Source organism: Paenibacillus sp. WC2504, assembly GCF_052682475.1.
Genome location: NZ_JBQZFH010000001.1, coordinates 4,188,845 through 4,203,533 on the forward strand (window position 1 = coordinate 4,188,845; position 14,689 = coordinate 4,203,533).

Consider the following 14,689-nt stretch of genomic DNA (forward strand, 5'->3'; position numbering starts at 1 on the left):
TAGATACTAGGAGGAACGTCATGACAACTGCTCAAATCGACACCAAAACAAAACGCTTCGCCTACTCAGCCATTGTTATTTATTCCACCATTGTAGGACTCTCTTTTCTGTTTGGAAAATTAGCTTTAACGGTTGCTTCTCCGCTGGATAGCCTTGCTCACCGTTTTACGATCTCTCTTCTCGCCGCCACCATTCCTGTTCTATTAGGATGGGTGAAGCTGCAAATACAACTGCGGGATGTGCTGGCTATTCTTCCACTTGCTGTCTTATATCCGTCGCTGTTCTTTGCTTTTCAAGCGTTTGGCTTACAGTTCACAACTTCTGCAGAAGCAGGCATTATTCACGCGACCGTGCCGATCTTCACGATGATTGCAGCAGCTTATTTCCTGAAGGAACGTGCAACAAGGTTGCAACAGCTTTCAACGTTACTTTCTGTTGCTGGTGTTATCTTCATCTTTGTCATGAAAGGCACGACAATTGATTTGACGAATATGAAAGGTACGCTGCTCATTCTTTTGTCAGCCCTTTCTTTAGCGGGTTACAGTGTGCTTGCAAGGAAGCTGACTTTGCGATTGAAGGTGTTCACCATGACCTATGTGATGACGATGATTGGTTTCCTTGTTTTCAACCTCATGGCGGTTAGTCAGCACTTGGCATCAGGAACGCTATCGCTTTATTTTGAGCCATTTGCAAGCCCTGTGTTCTTAGTGTCTATTCTCTATTTGGGCGTTCTCTCTTCGCTCGTTTCCAGCTTGCTCAGCAACTTCGCCTTATCCAAATTGGAGGCATCGAAGGTAAGTGTGTTCAATCATCTTGCTACCTTGGTTTCAATTGTTGGGGGATTCGTTTTCTTAAATGAACAGCTTGCTTACTACCATATTATCGGTGCAATTGTTATTATCGCGGGAGTGCTTGGTACGAATGCAGGGTCATGGCGAGGCAAACTAGTAAGCTCCACCCAGTCCTCGCGCACTAGTGATTTCCGTTAATCAGTCCGTAAAATTAAAAAAGACACCTTCTCGGTGTCTTTTTTAATTGTTCATTTTCCTATCACATCTTATATGCACTTGTATTTATATAAATAAACATTTATACTTTAATCAGACAGACAAGAGGTGATGATCCTGCACGATATTTATGCTATAATTGCCGAGCCTTCTCGGCGGCGAATCCTGGACTGTTTGCTGCGTTCGGATTCAACGGTCAAAGATTTAACCGAAGAGTTGGGTTTATCTCAGCCGCTTATTTCCAGCCACTTACGATTATTGCGTGAGTGCGGCCTCGTACGTGTCCAAGCAGATGCGCAGCGGCGTATTTATTCTTTGGATGCAAGTCCTCTAGCCGGTGTGGATGATTGGTTAAGTACGTATCGCGCCAAATGGAATCAACACGTCGATAAGCTGGAAGAACATCTTGATCGGCAAAAACGGATTAAAAAGGAGAACCTGCAATGAAACCACTCGACGAAGAAGTTATGCCCATCCTTAACCATTCGGATGAAGAATGGGTGTTAATTCTTGAACGAACGCTTAAGCATCCGATTGAAGATGTGTGGGCTGCTCTGACGGAATCGGATCAACTACCCGCTTGGGGCCCTTTTGCCACAGATCGAGATCTTGTATCGACTGGACCGGTCGCACTCTCCCATGTGAACCATGCTGAGGAAAACGTCAAACGGCAAGGCGAAGTGCTTACGGTGGAAGCCCCTCACCTGCTTATTTTCAAGTGGGGCAATGACATTTTACGTTGGGAATTGAGTGTGAGTGATAACAACACCATTCTTATTCTCCGTCATCGCTTCACAGATTATCAAATGGCACCTTCCCTTGCAGCGGGTTGGACTTTATGTTTAAAAGGCCTAACCGGTATACTCGAGGGCAAACAGATGCCATCAATGGCTGGAAGCAACGCTGTTCTTTATGGATGGCAAGAGCTGCATGACGAGTACAAAAAATTGTTTGAAAGCGAGGGTGACCGATGAACAATGTAACAAAAATGATCATTGCCAAACCGGCTAATGAAGTATTCGAAGCATTCGTCGATCCTGAGAAGATCGGAAACTTTTGGTTCTCTTCCAGTTCTGAGAGATGGGAATCCGGCAAAACAATCAAGCTGCGCTATGATGAATATAATGCGGATGGCGAGATTAGAGTTAAAGAAATCGTGCAAGACGAGAAAATTGCCTTCGAATGGGATTACGGCCATGTACACCTCGTCACCATAACCTTCACGCCAAAGGACGAAATGAACACGATTGTCGAAGTGAACGAGGACGGTTTTGCAGATGACAAGGAGTCAATTCCGTTACTTGTAGGCAACAAAGAAGGTTGGGTATATACCTTGACATGCCTTAAGGGTTATCTGGAACACGGCATCTCGACCTTACGTGCAGCGTTAGTTCATTAGCCGATTCAAATTTAAAAAGGAAAGCACGCGGCACATGTCTGGATGCCTCCTGCTTTCCTTTTTCTTTTCACTTTTTGAAATTCTCTTCATATTTCTTCTGGGCTTCGGCCATTACCTTGGAACCGCCGGCTTTTTTCCATTCTTCCACATACTTATCGAAATCGCTTACAGGACGCTGTCCGGTAATGATATCGATATAAGTTTTCAGCGTCAATTGGTCAAGCGCATCGATGTTTTCGTTATACGCTGGAATCGCAATCGGCTGCATGATATCGTATTTTCCTTTGCCAATATGTTCGGAAGCCTTGCGTAAAGACATCAACTCATTAAGGGTCATATACGGAGTTTGGAAGTCATAATCGTTAAATGATTTGCCTAGGAACGTATACTGCTGACCAATACCGAACTTGATCTGCTCTTCTTCTTTATCGTAAGGAGGGAGATAACTGTAATCTCCTTTCTCTCCCTTCTTATAGGTTTTTCCTTTTTCCCCATACACTATATTCTCAAAAGTCTCCGCATCAAAAGCCGTCGCATCTGCAACCTGCAAATATTTGGCCATTTTCTCCTTGTCATTTTCCATATGCTTGCCGAATTGGCCGCCTGAACTTGCGATTGGGTTTAACTGGACGGTGCCCTGTTGTCCGTCAGGACCTTTGGGGCCAGCGGTTAACACCCAATTGGCATTCGGTACATTGACACGAAGTTTATCGTAATATTTTCCATCAAAAAAAGCGGCTTTCGTAATAAATTGGTACCAGGAAGCGGTTACAATTCCGGCTTTGCTGGAGATGATCTTATCGTCCACATTCTGTCCTTTGTTTAGCACAAATTCTGGATCGAGCAGCTCTTCCTTGTACCATTTATTAAGCAGCGTAAGCGCTTGTTTCGCTCCCGGCTCAATCTCTCCCCGAACGATTTTTCCGTCCTTATCGGTAAATGTACCTGGATATACACCGAAAGCACCGAATACCGGGCTGAAGATATCTTTCACGCCTACAGCTTGTCCCGTCCAACCGTAGGTATCTTTTTTGCCGTTTTTATCAGGATCATTATTGCGGAATTTGCGCAAAGCATCTTCAAACTCTTCCAGCGTTTCAGGGTTTTTCGTGATACCCACTTGATCTAGCCAATCCTTACGCAAACCAACGACCGTACGATCCGGCCCCAACGTCTGGATGATCGGCATGGAATAATTTTTACCGTCTCTCTTATATAACTTCAACGGATCATCACCTAGATGCTTCTTCAACCAAGCCCAATAATGCGGGGCATTCTTCTCAATCATCTCCTGCGGAATTTCGGCAACAGCTCCCTGATTCACCAGTTTCTCATATTCAGGAAAACCTAGATCCACCCAAACATCCGGGATTTCTCCAGAAGCCACTTTCAGCAGAAGCTCGTCTTTATAGTTGTCTTTCGAACGTGGGAGTTGTTCAATATCAACATTGAACTTGTTCTCGACATACTTAATCGCATAAGAATCTTTGACGGTTTTATCGAAATTCTGATTCAGATAGCTTAACTTCATTTTTTTCTGGACCTGTGGTGCAGCGGTTTGCTCCCCTTTTACATCATTTCCCGTTGAACAACCAGCCAGTACGCCCCCAAACAAGGCAAAGCTTAATGTCACTGGAATAACCTTTTTCAATCTGATCACCCTTTCTATTCTCATTGTTTATCCTTTCACGGCACCGATCATGATCCCTTTTACAAAATACTTTTGCACGAAAGGGTAAATCACTAACATAGGAATGACAGAAAACATAATGACGGTAGCTTGCAACTGACGAGTAGAGAACATATCCTTCTGATCAAATTGATAGAGCATTGCGTTTAATTGATCCATATTGTTATCCACGATGATTTTTCTGAGGACGACCTGCAGCACCTGCTTCTTCGGGTCGGTTATGTAAATTAAAGCGTCAAACCAAGCATTCCAATGCTGAACCGCGATCCACAAAGCAACAGTAGCCAGAACCGGTTTGGATAAAGGCACAATGATTTTACGAAAAATAAAGAAGTATCCCGCTCCGTCCACACGCGCAGACTCTTCCAAGCTGTCCGGAATCGATCGGAAGAAATTCCTCATAATTAACGCATTGAACGCACTAATCATACTCGGCAACACAAGAGCCCAGATGGAGTTATAAATGCCAAGCTTTTTAATCAGCAAATAATTGGGAATTAAACCTCCACTGAACAGCATGGTGAATAGTACGAGCGATGTGACGGTTCGGTTAAAAGGCAAATCCTTTTTGGATAATGGATAAGCGAACAACGCGGTAAAGGTTAGACTTAGACTTACGGCCAGAACTGTACGCAGAATCGTGTTGCCATAACCGTTCCAGATCGCTTTGTATTGAAAAATAACGTGGTAGCTTTCAAAGGAAAGCTTGCTCGGAAAAAGCAGCATCCCTGTCGTATATAGAGTGTTTTCGGAACTGATCGAAGTCACCACTTGATTCCAAAAAGGATACAAGGTGATTATCGTAATCACAATCATAACCAGGTAGAGCGAGAATTCGCCGATTGTCTCTGCGGTTGTTTTTTTCGTATTATTCATAGGCAGTTTTCCTCCATCCCCTTAATCCTTACAGCCTTACCAAAGGGTATGGTCCTTTCCTCCCATCATGTGAACGGCTTTATTGACAAGCACGATTAGCACAAGGGCCACGACGGATTTAAAGAGCCCAACCGCTGTCGCATAGCTATAGTTCGTTTCCAGTAAACCCTTTCTATATACGAAAGTATCGAGAATGTCTGAAACTCCGTACACTTTGGGGTTATACATATTGAAAATTTGGTCAAAGCCGGCATCAAGCACATGAGCCATACGAAGGATAAGCATAATGGAGATAACGGGTAATAGCATAGGAAGCGTAATGTAAATGATTCTTTTGAAACGGCTGGCACCATCCATAATGGCTGCTTCCTGAAGCTGTGGGTCGATCCCGGCTATCGCTGCAAAATAAACAATGGAACCCCAACCGAATCCTTGGTAAATGTCCGTTAGGACCAGGATAGTACGGAAGTAACGATCGTCTGCCATGAATAAAACCGGATCGCCACCGAATAGTTTGACAATCGCATTGACAGGACCGTTCAGCGAGAAGATGCTAATGAATATCCCTGCCAAAATGACCCAAGACATGAAATGAGGTAAATAGGAAATCGTCTGAACGAGTTTTTTAAACCGTTCTCTCGTGATTTCACTTAATAAGAGGGCGAAAATAATCGGAATTGGGAAAGCAAATACGATTTTATACAAACTGATGATCAGGGTATTATTGAGGACGCGATAAAAATTCGGATCTGCAAAAACTTTTTCAAAATGATCAAACCCCACCCATGGGCTCGCCATAATGCCCTGCATAATTTTGAAGTTTTTAAAAGCCAGCACAACGCCATAGATCGGGATGTAGTGGAAAATAAGAAAATATAGCAAACCTGGAAGCAGCATAAAGTAAAGAACGCGATAGCTTTTCAATTTTCGTCTGAATTCGCTTTTCGCTCTGGAAACGGTTTCAACTCTTGGGTTTGCCGCAATGGATTCCTGCAAAAAACCCTCTCCTTTCCCATCAATTTGAAATGAATGCGCATTCACTTGTTATTTAATATAGCACAGCGATGATTTCATTGATTTATCTCATTTTTTAGAAAATTATTGATTTATTGTGATTTCGTGTTTTTATATTTCGGAATCGTCATGATCATCGTCGTTCCTTGCCCAATTTCACTGATCACTTCAATGCCGTATTCTTTCCCGAACACGAGTTTAATGCGCTCGTTCACATTTTTTAATCCATATCCCTTGGACTGTTTAATCAGAATCTCACCAAGTCGTTGTTTATCAATACCAGGCCCGTTGTCCGTTACATGAATGTCAATCGTGTCCTGGTTAGCAAGAGCCTTAATTATCAGCTTGCCTCCGCCTTCTTCCTTTTGGTCGATCCCATGCACGATTGCATTCTCGACAAGCGGCTGAATGGATAGATTCACCGTATCGTACTGATAGACATCTTCTTCAATTTGGTAGCTGACTTCGAAGCTGTAATCGTGCATCACTAGCTGAATTTCCACAAACGACTGAGTGTTCTGCAGTTCATCCTTCACAGAGGTCATACTTTCACCACGGTTTAAAGCAGTCCGATAGAAGCGGGATAACATCGTGACAACATGGCTTATATCCGTAGCCCCGATCTTCAATGATTTCCAGTTAATGACGGACAACGTGTTATATAAAAAATGGGGATTTATTTGGGCCTGGAGGGCTTTAAACTCCGCTTCTTTCTGAATAAGTTTGTTCTGGTAAACTTCTGTCACCAGCTCATTGATCCGGCGCAGCATGATACCGAAACGATTCGTTAATTCCCCTATTTCATCCCTACTGTCGCTTCGAATATCCATTTGCAAATTTCCGAATTGCACTTGCTTCATCCATTTATTTAAGTGATAAATACGCTTGATCATGGTATGAGAAAATATGGATATAAGGGCAACCAATATGATCATACACGTCATAATGAGTGTAATCGTTGCTTTGACAATGCTGGTCGCATCCATGGCTATGTCCTGTTCCGGTATGTAATAATGAAGCGTCCAATTGGCTTGGCGAAGAGGCTCCTGAATCAGGATATAACGAAGGCCATCGATTTCTACCATATCCTTGGCGTTTACTGGAACCTTCAGCATTTGTTGTTGGATCTCCACAGCTTCATCGTTGTTGGAATAGACAATATGATTATTTATGTCAGAGATAAATAGTCCATCGTGTGCGGACTGTGCCGTTGTCATCGTAGTAAGCGAATCAAAAAAGCGCTCCTTATTCAGCTTCATATACAGGATTCCGGTCATCTGATTGTACAGAATCGTTGGGAACGGTCTGAATACGGCCAGTTCAGATCCTTCAAGATACCAACCTGTTTTCTTTTGTTCGGCTATGTCCTTATACCACGGACTTACCTCCTTAATCCGGTCCAACGAAAGAATAAACTCACCATATTCGGGCATTTTGCCAGATGTATAGACGGTGAGCTGCAGGATGTCCGTATTCAAATTTCTGATCATGCTAAAATAGGGGCTCACATAGTTTCTTAGATCCTCGGAAAGAGTTGTAAGGCTTGTATAGTTCGTAGCAAAAATACGCTGCAGACCTGTATTCATGACGACGGAATCCACTGTCCGCTCAACCTGTTCCGTCTTATCGTTCATCCCTCTAGCTAACGTACCAACCGTATTCTGCAAGCCTTGGATCGCTTGTTTCTGGAGAAATAGCTTGGATTGATTGTACGAATAAGCGCCTAGCAGTGCTAGAGGAATTAAGCTAACAACCAGGTACGACAGGATCAGCTTTTGTTTGAAGCGCATATTCTTAAACACGTCCAGCCAGTGACTCATGCGGAGTCCCCTTCCCGGTACTTGGCCGGAGTTTTCCCGTAATAATTTTTGAATATGGAACAGAAATAAGCGAAGTTTGTATAGCCTACCTCCTGCGAGATATCGGAAATTTTCTTAGTGGTACTCCGAAGCAATTCACCCGCTTTGTCCAACCTGTAGCAGGTTATATATTTCACAAGACTGGCTCCGGTTTCTTTCTTGAACAGGTGGCTTAAATAACTCGGGGATAAATAAGCCTTCTCCGCCAAAGAATCCAAGCCGATATCCTGCCCATAATCGCGGTGAATGAGCTTTAGCACCTCTCCGATCACCTTTCTGGGGGACTCCGTAGACGTTTTCTCCCGCTTTTCAATCAGTTCGATCATCAAATCTTTCAGTTGGACCAGGTTTTGTGTCGTATAGATTTGCTCGACAAACCTTTGAAAGCAAGCATGGTGTTCACGTTTATACGTTTGGACATATTTCTTTGCAATTTCCGTGCAAATGTATTTCACATAAATGGTGGAAAGTCTATTGCTATTTCGAAGAGACTCGAACATTCGTTCGATTCCAGTTCGAATCAAATGAGATTCGCCATAGTTGATGTAAGTTGAGATCTTTTCGAGTAAACCGTCAATATCCGCAGGTTCCTCCTGCCGTTGAGCGCAGGTTTGTTCGGTAAACATCATGGCTGTTGCAGGCAGGAAAAACTTGTGTTCCAACACTTTTTCCATCTCCTGAAATTCGGCTGAAAGCAACTGGAAGCCGTTAAGTACTTTACTGAAGATAAGCACATGATCAGCAGAATACTTTGCAAGCAGGAACTCTTGCAGTTGTTGGCCATACGGCTCTAAGCTCGTGTTATTATCCCAACTATCTTCAATATGTAAGAACAGCAAACTCTGATATTCATTCAGATTTACATACAAACATTCCCAAGGAAGCTTTGATTTCACTTCGGATTCGAATCCATGATCAACAGAATCAAAAAACTTCCTTTGCATATCCAATAGAACCATACGATATCTTGTATTTTCATCTAGCCAATCGAATACACTCTCACCCGCTATCCCATTGCGCGTAGACGCGCTACCTTGCAATAAGTTAAGCAGCGTTTGCTCCTGTACGTAACGGCTTCCTATTTCGTACACCTGCTGAAGCTTAAGCGTTCTTTCCCTTTGCTCCCGATCTTCATCACATAAGTGGACAACCTGCGTCACAACCTCCAGAAACTCAGATACCTCAACGGGCTTGAGCAAATAGTGAACAACATGAATTTGAATAGCTTGTTTGGCATACTCGAAATCCCCGAATGCGCTTACAATAATAACTTTAAGTTTGGGATTTAGTTTCTTGGCCTTAGTTGCAAGCGCCAGACCATCCATAAAAGGCATGCGGATATCTGTGAACAGGATGTCCACTTCGTTGGCTTGCAAGTACTCCCATGCTTTGACACCATTTTCCGCTTCGGCAGTTTGTAAAGACAGTCCTAACGTTTCTATTAAAAACTTAATGCCTTCGCGTTCAATTTTTTCGTCGTCAACAACCAATGCTTTGTACATCCAACCACCTTCCGCATCCAGATTTACCCATTAACGGTTACTTAGATGATACATGGATTGAGACATACACGCCATGTGATAACTTTTATGCGTTTGTGTTTTTTTATGATTCATAACATACGAAACAGGCTGCCGCGTGTAACTCTGCGCCAACCTACTTGCTCCATGATCCATGATCCGAGAGAATACTTATTCCTTGATCGTGTTCTGGATAATCGTATTGTTTTCTCCTTGATCTTTAATGTTATGTGGGTTATTGCGCTTAAATTGATTTTCGAATACAAAATTTGCAGTTTGTGGATGGTGTATAAAAACGCCGTTATCTTCATTTTTTTCAATCTTATTATTCTGAATATCATTAAAATCAGATGAAACTTGAATTCCGCTTTGCTTATTATCTTTGATCTCATTGAACCCGGCAAAGTTATAATTCAAAGCGATGAATAAGCCGTTTTCGCGATTCCCTTTTATTTTACTATCCAAGACCATTGTATTCATGCTCTGCGCATTCACCCCGTTATTCCCATTGTCAGTTATCTTATTATCATAAATAAGGTTGTTATCTACCCGATTCACCAGAATCCCGTCGCCTTTATTATGGGAGATCTGATTACCAATAATCGCATTATGACTACCATCAAGGACCTCGATGCCTTGAGCTGAATTGTGTTTCAGCTTATTTTTAATCACCCAGTTGCCTGTGACCGTTTGAAGATAAATCCCCGATCCTGATTCTGCGATTCCAATTCGCTCGACTACATTCTTCATGAATAGATTGCCCACGGAATTATTCACAAAAATACCAATCGGATCAACGCCACCAGTTATATGGTAAATTTTATTACTAAGAATATGGTTCGATTTTGCGTTAATAAGCTGAATGCCGCGTGAAAAATAGTTTTTAATTTTAAAACCGTAGATTTCGACACCGGCTACTCCATTTAACTCAAATGCTTCAAGCTCCATGCACCTTCCATCTAAAATCGCAGCATGTTTATGCTTCGATATGATGCGAATGTTGTTTTTAACACTTGATACCTGTACACTTTCATGGTACACGCCTCTATGTACCAATATGACGTCACCTTCATTCGACATCGTAACCGCATCTTGAATGGCCGTCGGACTGTTGGGAAATACCTCAATGATCGCCATTCTATCACCTCAATCGATAAGAATTCACTATCTGTTCTATAGTAAATTCAAAACGATGTTGATTAGAAAGGAACAATTGACCAGTCATTTTAGTATTTTTATACAGCTTCACTTTCAGAGGTTTAAATGATATAAAGCAATTCCAAATGACAGCAGACATAGGATTATGACAGGGAACGATTTGGTAAATGGATCGCGTGCAATCACAAGCAGAGTAAAGGCTGCGGCCAGCATTGTCGCTCCTAGAAGCAAACCGGCTAACAGGGCAACGAGGGGATACCATATCCCTACGATCATACCAATTGAGCCTATGATTTCAAAGAAACCTGTTAAGAAATTAAAAATGGAAGGCAGGCCAAATCGGCTGAATTCCTTTGCCATTTTACCTGAGATGATTCTCGTTCCTGTTATCATGAAGAAAATACCCAAAATAACTTGTAAAATATTAGCTATTATCATTGTTTTCACACTCTTTCATTTTAAAATGATTAAATTTATATGCTATAGCATATATTTGAGTTGCCAAGGCACTCATTCATCTTTTACGGTTGCATATAGTTTGCTTAGAATCTCATGCAACTGTTGAATTTCATCGTCACTCAGATATTTGGTTACATGATCGTGAGCGGCCTTTACAATCGGCATAAGCTTGGTTTTGAGACTCATTCCTTTATCGCTAAGGAACAAGTTGTGGGAGCGTTTATCCGCTTCATTCTGAATTCTTCTTACGATTTCTTTCTTCTCCAGTGAATAAATCATCCTCACAACGGTAGTTTGATCTCGATCGATGGCTTCAGCAAGCTCTTTCTGGCTCGTCGCTCTTTCTGTATCAAGTACAAGGAGGATTCCCCATTGTTCCGGAGTTACTTCATATTGTTTAAGTATTTTTGTGAAAAAATTAGTCATCTTAACATCAGTTCGATGAACAAGAAATCCAGTGAGATTACTCAGCTCCATCTTATGCGCTCCCTTCTTTATCAAATTAATATATGCTATAGCATATAAAATAACTTAAAAACGTTTGTTTGTCAAATGGACCGTTGAGCAGAGAAAATTATGATGAATCCAGCGGCATAATTGAATTTTATCCTACTGCCGCTGGTTAATATTGCCTTACGTTAAATCAAACTTGCCAAATGCTCCCCAAGGCGGTCCATGGTCTGTTCAGCTCCTGGAGCGGCGTAAACCTTCACCTTGTCAAAGGTAGCTACTGTTTCTTCAAAAACCGAGCTATATGTAAGTTTGGTCTTCCCATCCAAGTCTTCAAAAACGGCTGTTGCGGTAAAATGAGGAAACACAGCGTGTTTAAGCACAATACGTTCTGGTTTATCGACTACGAGGATCTCATTCGTATTAGGAAAATTAACGCCATCAGGACCATGCATGATAAACTCCCATGTACCTCCTGGTCTCATTTCGAATTTCTGAAAAGTAGACGAAAAACCTCTCGGCCCCCACCATTTCGACAACTGCTCTTCGTTCGTCCAAGCATCAAACACTAGTTCACGCGGAGCATTAAATACACGGGTGATCACAATCTCGCATTCTCCTACTTGCGCCGCGGCGATGTTTGTTTCATTGTTGTGGCTCATGTCCCAATCCTCCCAAATATTCAGCTTGATGTAATCTAACTCACTAAGTAGTTAAATCATAACAAATACCAGTGAAGACATCCATTGAATATGTATGTTGTTACTCTTCTACAATGCGGCTAATTTGTTTATACTATACTTCTGCCACGATATTATTTTTTTGGAGGAAAGCACATGGAAAACTCGGTTGTAGAAAGACAATTACAGGCATACAACGATAAAAATATTGATTTGTTTATGAGCTGTTATAGTGAAGATGTGAAAATCTATGATTTTCCTGACACCCTTACTATGGAAGGTCAGGTTGCTATGAGAGCGCGTTATGAAAAATTGTTTGAGACCTTCCCCAACATGTTTGCAACGGTGGATAAAAGAATCCATCATGGCAAATATGTCATCGACCATGAGCAAATAACCGGTAGATTAGAAGGCGCCATTTTGGAAGCTGTGGCTATGTACGAAATAAAGGATGATATGATTATTAAGGTTTGGTTTCTTAGGAATTAAGCTGCTGTTCCGATATCTCCACAGGACCTGCAGGCCCTGCTTTTCAAGATGCGTGGAAAACAAAATAATGGTAAAATACGTATAGGCAGATGAACTCTGCGCATGCTAACACACAGATTTCCAAAATGTCATTTGGGAGGCAACAAAATGGATGATTATTTCTTGGTTAAAGACGGTAGAGTTGTACGTTGGGACGGGCTTACACTTGGTGGAACGAAAATCCGAGCTGATGAACTCATTGAGTCTTTTGGACGTAAAGCTTTAGATGAAATCGAACAGTATGGTTTTTATACGATAAAGAAATCTTAATACGTCTGCTCGTTAAAGAAAGAGACTGCCGTTGGTTCCGGCAGCCTCTTTTTCATATCTGGATCCAAAAACGTCTAACCACATTTCCATGATCCTCTATATATTCTGATTCAAACTTACCACCATTTTTTAGAATAGTTCTTTCTCTTTCATCCGTTCTAACGTTAAGGCCAAGAGCTGAGTGGCATATCCTTTTCTTCTTGCTGACGGCCGTATGCCATATCCGATATGTCCACCGCAATTAAGCAGTTTTTCATTAAGTCTATGCCTAACATTTGCGGCGCCAATAATCATTCCAGAATCATCGTCTAATAGCCAGTAGGTGGAGTGCGGCACAAAACTTCCGTCCGTTATCTTCTCTTCTGAATCTTGTGAGTATAAGAAATTCAGCATGACGGTGAAATCATAAGGCTCCTTCTCTACAGTCCAAGGAACAATATCTTCACCACTCGCTATCCAATCCTCATAAAACGACATATATTCTTCCTTATACTCAGCCGAAGGTTTTACCAACCTAATCGAATTTTGCATTTCTTCACCTCTTGTTTGATGTCCATAACCTCGCAACACTTCTTAATTCCTTTTCATTGAATTCAAGTTTGTAGATATCAGGTTTGCTTGTTTGTTTCCAAAATTCAAACCCATAATTTGAATCAAAATACTTTAATATGATGGTCATAATATTCCCATGTGTCCCAATAACAATTTTCTTACCTTGATAGTCAGACAGTAATTTCATTATAATAGGTATCGCTCGTTCTTGAGCTTGCCTTGTTGTCTCTCCCTCAGGCATGCAAAAATCAATGTCTGTGAACGATTTTTCAATTCCAAGTAGTAGCTGTTCATCTGGTATTGGATAAGTTAGGCTCGCAATAGGTCTTTCAATGAGTTCATCATACTGGATAATTTCTTTCTTTAGCAGCTCTGCTAATGGAGTTACCGTTTCTTTTGCTCGATGATAGGAACTAGAAATGATAGCGTCTATCTTCTCGTTGCCTAACAACTCTGCCACTCTTTTGGCATCTGCTTTTCCTTGTTCTGACAGGCTTGCTCCTCCTGCTCGTTCAAGTTCAAGTGAAAAGGGTGCGATACCATGACGAACAAAATAAATGTGCGTAGCCATATATAACCATAACCTCTCTAACAAATTTTTTAATGAATGTCCGTCGGTTTATCCCATGAAATTAAATAACGGTAATAAAAGCGGCGCCGGACAATTGCCCCTGGAAGTATCTCGTGGACTGTTCGACGAATCTCCGTAATTGATTCTTTAGGTTCTGCAATCCGCACATTTGGATCTCGCATCCCGCCATGGGCTCGGTCCATGATACGGATTGGGAGAAGCAGCAGTCCCGAGAGGATAAAATCCAACATTGACTTATCCGCCGCAAGCCCAATGATGAGAAGCCGGTCACCAGGTGCGAGTACTTGTTTCATTTTTAACAATGCGCTTCTTAAATCCATATGGTGCAAAGTCGCGACACAAATGACAGTAGAAAAGCGTTCTTTATGAGAAGGGATTGGCATGGTGAGGAAGTCACCGTTTACGAGTGTCACATTTGATACTGCAGCAAGCCGCGTCCGTGCACGTTCAATGGCTTGCGAATCGGGGTCAATGCCGACAACCTGCCCAGCGAAGGGCGCGAGGCGTTGAAGCAATAGTCCGTCTCCACATCCGATGTCGAGTACTCTGCCGCCACGAAGCTTGGCGTTGTCCACCAACTCTTCATGAAATGCTGTATTATGATTCCAATATATCTCCATTCGCTTTCTTCGCTC

The 14,689-nt window shown here is 42.0% G+C and carries 17 protein-coding genes and 1 pseudogene; 6 read left to right on the top strand and 12 right to left on the bottom strand.

Annotation, left to right across the window (positions count from 1 at the left end; genetic code table 11):
* Positions 1-20 precede the first annotated feature (20 nt).
* The 4 genes from ACUN27_RS18810 to ACUN27_RS18825 all read left to right on the top strand — a co-directional run bounded on the left by ACUN27_RS18810 (position 21) and on the right by ACUN27_RS18825 (position 2,406).
* On the top strand, positions 21-989 hold the full coding sequence (locus tag ACUN27_RS18810) for a DMT family transporter (RefSeq protein ID WP_445559401.1): 969 nt from the start codon (positions 21-23) through the stop codon (positions 987-989).
* A gap of 129 nt (positions 990-1,118) precedes the next feature.
* Entirely contained in the window at positions 1,119-1,454 is a 336-nt protein-coding gene (locus tag ACUN27_RS18815) for an ArsR/SmtB family transcription factor (RefSeq protein ID WP_315950294.1), read from the top strand.
* A complete protein-coding gene (locus ACUN27_RS18820; RefSeq protein ID WP_315950292.1) occupies positions 1,451-1,981 on the top strand; it encodes an SRPBCC family protein in 531 nt (176 codons plus the stop codon). The genes ACUN27_RS18815 and ACUN27_RS18820 overlap by 4 nt, the downstream gene beginning before the upstream one ends.
* Positions 1,978-2,406, top strand: coding sequence for an SRPBCC family protein (locus ACUN27_RS18825; protein WP_315950291.1), 429 nt, complete (start codon positions 1,978-1,980; stop codon positions 2,404-2,406). Before ACUN27_RS18820 ends, ACUN27_RS18825 begins: the two co-directional genes overlap by 4 nt.
* A 67-nt stretch (positions 2,407-2,473) precedes the next feature.
* Here the strand turns inward: ACUN27_RS18825 and ACUN27_RS18830 are convergent, their stop codons facing one another.
* From ACUN27_RS18830 to ACUN27_RS18870, 9 genes are all read right to left on the bottom strand, one after another.
* Positions 2,474-4,066 carry a hypothetical protein gene (locus ACUN27_RS18830; RefSeq protein ID WP_445559402.1) on the bottom strand — a complete coding sequence of 531 codons (1,593 nt, stop codon included), beginning with the start codon at positions 4,064-4,066 and terminating at the stop codon, positions 2,474-2,476.
* Between the two features lie 18 nt (positions 4,067-4,084).
* Positions 4,085-4,972 (bottom strand): carbohydrate ABC transporter permease, encoded by an 888-nt coding sequence (locus ACUN27_RS18835; protein WP_315950288.1) that lies wholly within the window; start codon positions 4,970-4,972, stop codon positions 4,085-4,087.
* Positions 4,973-5,008: 36 nt separating this feature from the next.
* Positions 5,009-5,968 carry an ABC transporter permease gene (locus ACUN27_RS18840; protein ID WP_315950286.1) on the bottom strand — a complete coding sequence of 320 codons (960 nt, stop codon included), beginning with the start codon at positions 5,966-5,968 and terminating at the stop codon, positions 5,009-5,011.
* A gap of 110 nt (positions 5,969-6,078) precedes the next feature.
* Complete coding sequence (locus ACUN27_RS18845; protein WP_445559403.1) at positions 6,079-7,806, bottom strand: sensor histidine kinase; 1,728 nt, start codon at positions 7,804-7,806, stop codon at positions 6,079-6,081.
* On the bottom strand, positions 7,803-9,347 hold the full coding sequence (locus tag ACUN27_RS18850; RefSeq protein WP_445559404.1) for a response regulator transcription factor: 1,545 nt from the start codon (positions 9,345-9,347) through the stop codon (positions 7,803-7,805). The genes ACUN27_RS18845 and ACUN27_RS18850 overlap by 4 nt, the downstream gene beginning before the upstream one ends.
* Positions 9,348-9,536: 189 nt before the next feature.
* Positions 9,537-10,502, bottom strand: a complete 966-nt coding sequence (locus tag ACUN27_RS18855) for a right-handed parallel beta-helix repeat-containing protein (protein WP_445559405.1) — start codon at positions 10,500-10,502, stop codon at positions 9,537-9,539.
* 114 nt (positions 10,503-10,616) lie between these two features.
* Positions 10,617-10,961, bottom strand: a complete 345-nt coding sequence (locus tag ACUN27_RS18860) for a DoxX family protein (RefSeq protein WP_445559406.1) — start codon at positions 10,959-10,961, stop codon at positions 10,617-10,619.
* A 72-nt stretch (positions 10,962-11,033) separates the two neighbouring features.
* Complete coding sequence (locus ACUN27_RS18865; RefSeq protein WP_315950281.1) at positions 11,034-11,459, bottom strand: MarR family winged helix-turn-helix transcriptional regulator; 426 nt, start codon at positions 11,457-11,459, stop codon at positions 11,034-11,036.
* Positions 11,460-11,620: 161 nt separating this feature from the next.
* Positions 11,621-12,094: an SRPBCC family protein gene (locus ACUN27_RS18870; protein ID WP_315950280.1), complete on the bottom strand. Its 474-nt coding sequence runs from the start codon at positions 12,092-12,094 to the stop codon at positions 11,621-11,623.
* A 174-nt stretch (positions 12,095-12,268) separates the two neighbouring features.
* Here ACUN27_RS18870 and ACUN27_RS18875 point away from each other — a divergent pair, with 174 nt between their 5' ends.
* Together ACUN27_RS18875 and ACUN27_RS18880 are read left to right on the top strand one after the other, a co-directional pair.
* Positions 12,269-12,601 carry a nuclear transport factor 2 family protein gene (locus ACUN27_RS18875; RefSeq protein ID WP_315950279.1) on the top strand — a complete coding sequence of 111 codons (333 nt, stop codon included), beginning with the start codon at positions 12,269-12,271 and terminating at the stop codon, positions 12,599-12,601.
* A 147-nt stretch (positions 12,602-12,748) separates the two neighbouring features.
* The gene (locus ACUN27_RS18880) at positions 12,749-12,910 is read left to right on the top strand and encodes a hypothetical protein (RefSeq protein WP_315950278.1); all 162 of its coding nucleotides are present in this window, start codon (positions 12,749-12,751) and stop codon (positions 12,908-12,910) included.
* Positions 12,911-12,962: 52 nt separating this feature from the next.
* Here ACUN27_RS18880 and ACUN27_RS18885 read toward each other — a convergent pair.
* The 3 genes and pseudogenes from ACUN27_RS18885 to ACUN27_RS18895 all read right to left on the bottom strand — a co-directional run bounded on the left by ACUN27_RS18885 (position 12,963) and on the right by ACUN27_RS18895 (position 14,674).
* Positions 12,963-13,441, bottom strand: a pseudogene (locus ACUN27_RS18885) (GNAT family N-acetyltransferase).
* Positions 13,442-13,445: 4 nt separating this feature from the next.
* The gene (locus ACUN27_RS18890; RefSeq protein WP_315950275.1) at positions 13,446-14,033 is read right to left on the bottom strand and encodes a histidine phosphatase family protein; all 588 of its coding nucleotides are present in this window, start codon (positions 14,031-14,033) and stop codon (positions 13,446-13,448) included.
* A gap of 29 nt (positions 14,034-14,062) precedes the next feature.
* Positions 14,063-14,674 (bottom strand): class I SAM-dependent methyltransferase, encoded by a 612-nt coding sequence (locus ACUN27_RS18895; protein WP_445559407.1) that lies wholly within the window; start codon positions 14,672-14,674, stop codon positions 14,063-14,065.
* Between the last annotated feature and the right edge of the window lie 15 nt (positions 14,675-14,689).

What these genes read in the sequence shown, in the direction of transcription:
- ACUN27_RS18810 (WP_445559401.1), top strand. Translation starts at nt 21, where the DNA reads ATGACAACTGCTCAAATCGACACCAAAACAAAACGCTTCGCCTACTCA.
- ACUN27_RS18815 (WP_315950294.1), top strand. Translation starts at nt 1,119, where the DNA reads ATGATCCTGCACGATATTTATGCTATAATTGCCGAGCCTTCTCGGCGG.
- ACUN27_RS18820 (WP_315950292.1), top strand. Translation starts at nt 1,451, where the DNA reads ATGAAACCACTCGACGAAGAAGTTATGCCCATCCTTAACCATTCGGAT.
- ACUN27_RS18825 (WP_315950291.1), top strand. Translation starts at nt 1,978, where the DNA reads ATGAACAATGTAACAAAAATGATCATTGCCAAACCGGCTAATGAAGTA.
- ACUN27_RS18835 (WP_315950288.1), bottom strand. Translation starts at nt 4,972, where the DNA reads ATGAATAATACGAAAAAAACAACCGCAGAGACAATCGGCGAATTCTCG.
- ACUN27_RS18845 (WP_445559403.1), bottom strand. Translation starts at nt 7,806, where the DNA reads ATGAGTCACTGGCTGGACGTGTTTAAGAATATGCGCTTCAAACAAAAG.
- ACUN27_RS18850 (WP_445559404.1), bottom strand. Translation starts at nt 9,347, where the DNA reads ATGTACAAAGCATTGGTTGTTGACGACGAAAAAATTGAACGCGAAGGC.
- ACUN27_RS18855 (WP_445559405.1), bottom strand. Translation starts at nt 10,502, where the DNA reads ATGGCGATCATTGAGGTATTTCCCAACAGTCCGACGGCCATTCAAGAT.
- ACUN27_RS18860 (WP_445559406.1), bottom strand. Translation starts at nt 10,961, where the DNA reads ATGATAATAGCTAATATTTTACAAGTTATTTTGGGTATTTTCTTCATG.
- ACUN27_RS18865 (WP_315950281.1), bottom strand. Translation starts at nt 11,459, where the DNA reads ATGGAGCTGAGTAATCTCACTGGATTTCTTGTTCATCGAACTGATGTT.
- ACUN27_RS18870 (WP_315950280.1), bottom strand. Translation starts at nt 12,094, where the DNA reads ATGAGCCACAACAATGAAACAAACATCGCCGCGGCGCAAGTAGGAGAA.
- ACUN27_RS18875 (WP_315950279.1), top strand. Translation starts at nt 12,269, where the DNA reads ATGGAAAACTCGGTTGTAGAAAGACAATTACAGGCATACAACGATAAA.
- ACUN27_RS18880 (WP_315950278.1), top strand. Translation starts at nt 12,749, where the DNA reads ATGGATGATTATTTCTTGGTTAAAGACGGTAGAGTTGTACGTTGGGAC.
- ACUN27_RS18890 (WP_315950275.1), bottom strand. Translation starts at nt 14,033, where the DNA reads ATGGCTACGCACATTTATTTTGTTCGTCATGGTATCGCACCCTTTTCA.
- ACUN27_RS18895 (WP_445559407.1), bottom strand. Translation starts at nt 14,674, where the DNA reads ATGGAGATATATTGGAATCATAATACAGCATTTCATGAAGAGTTGGTG.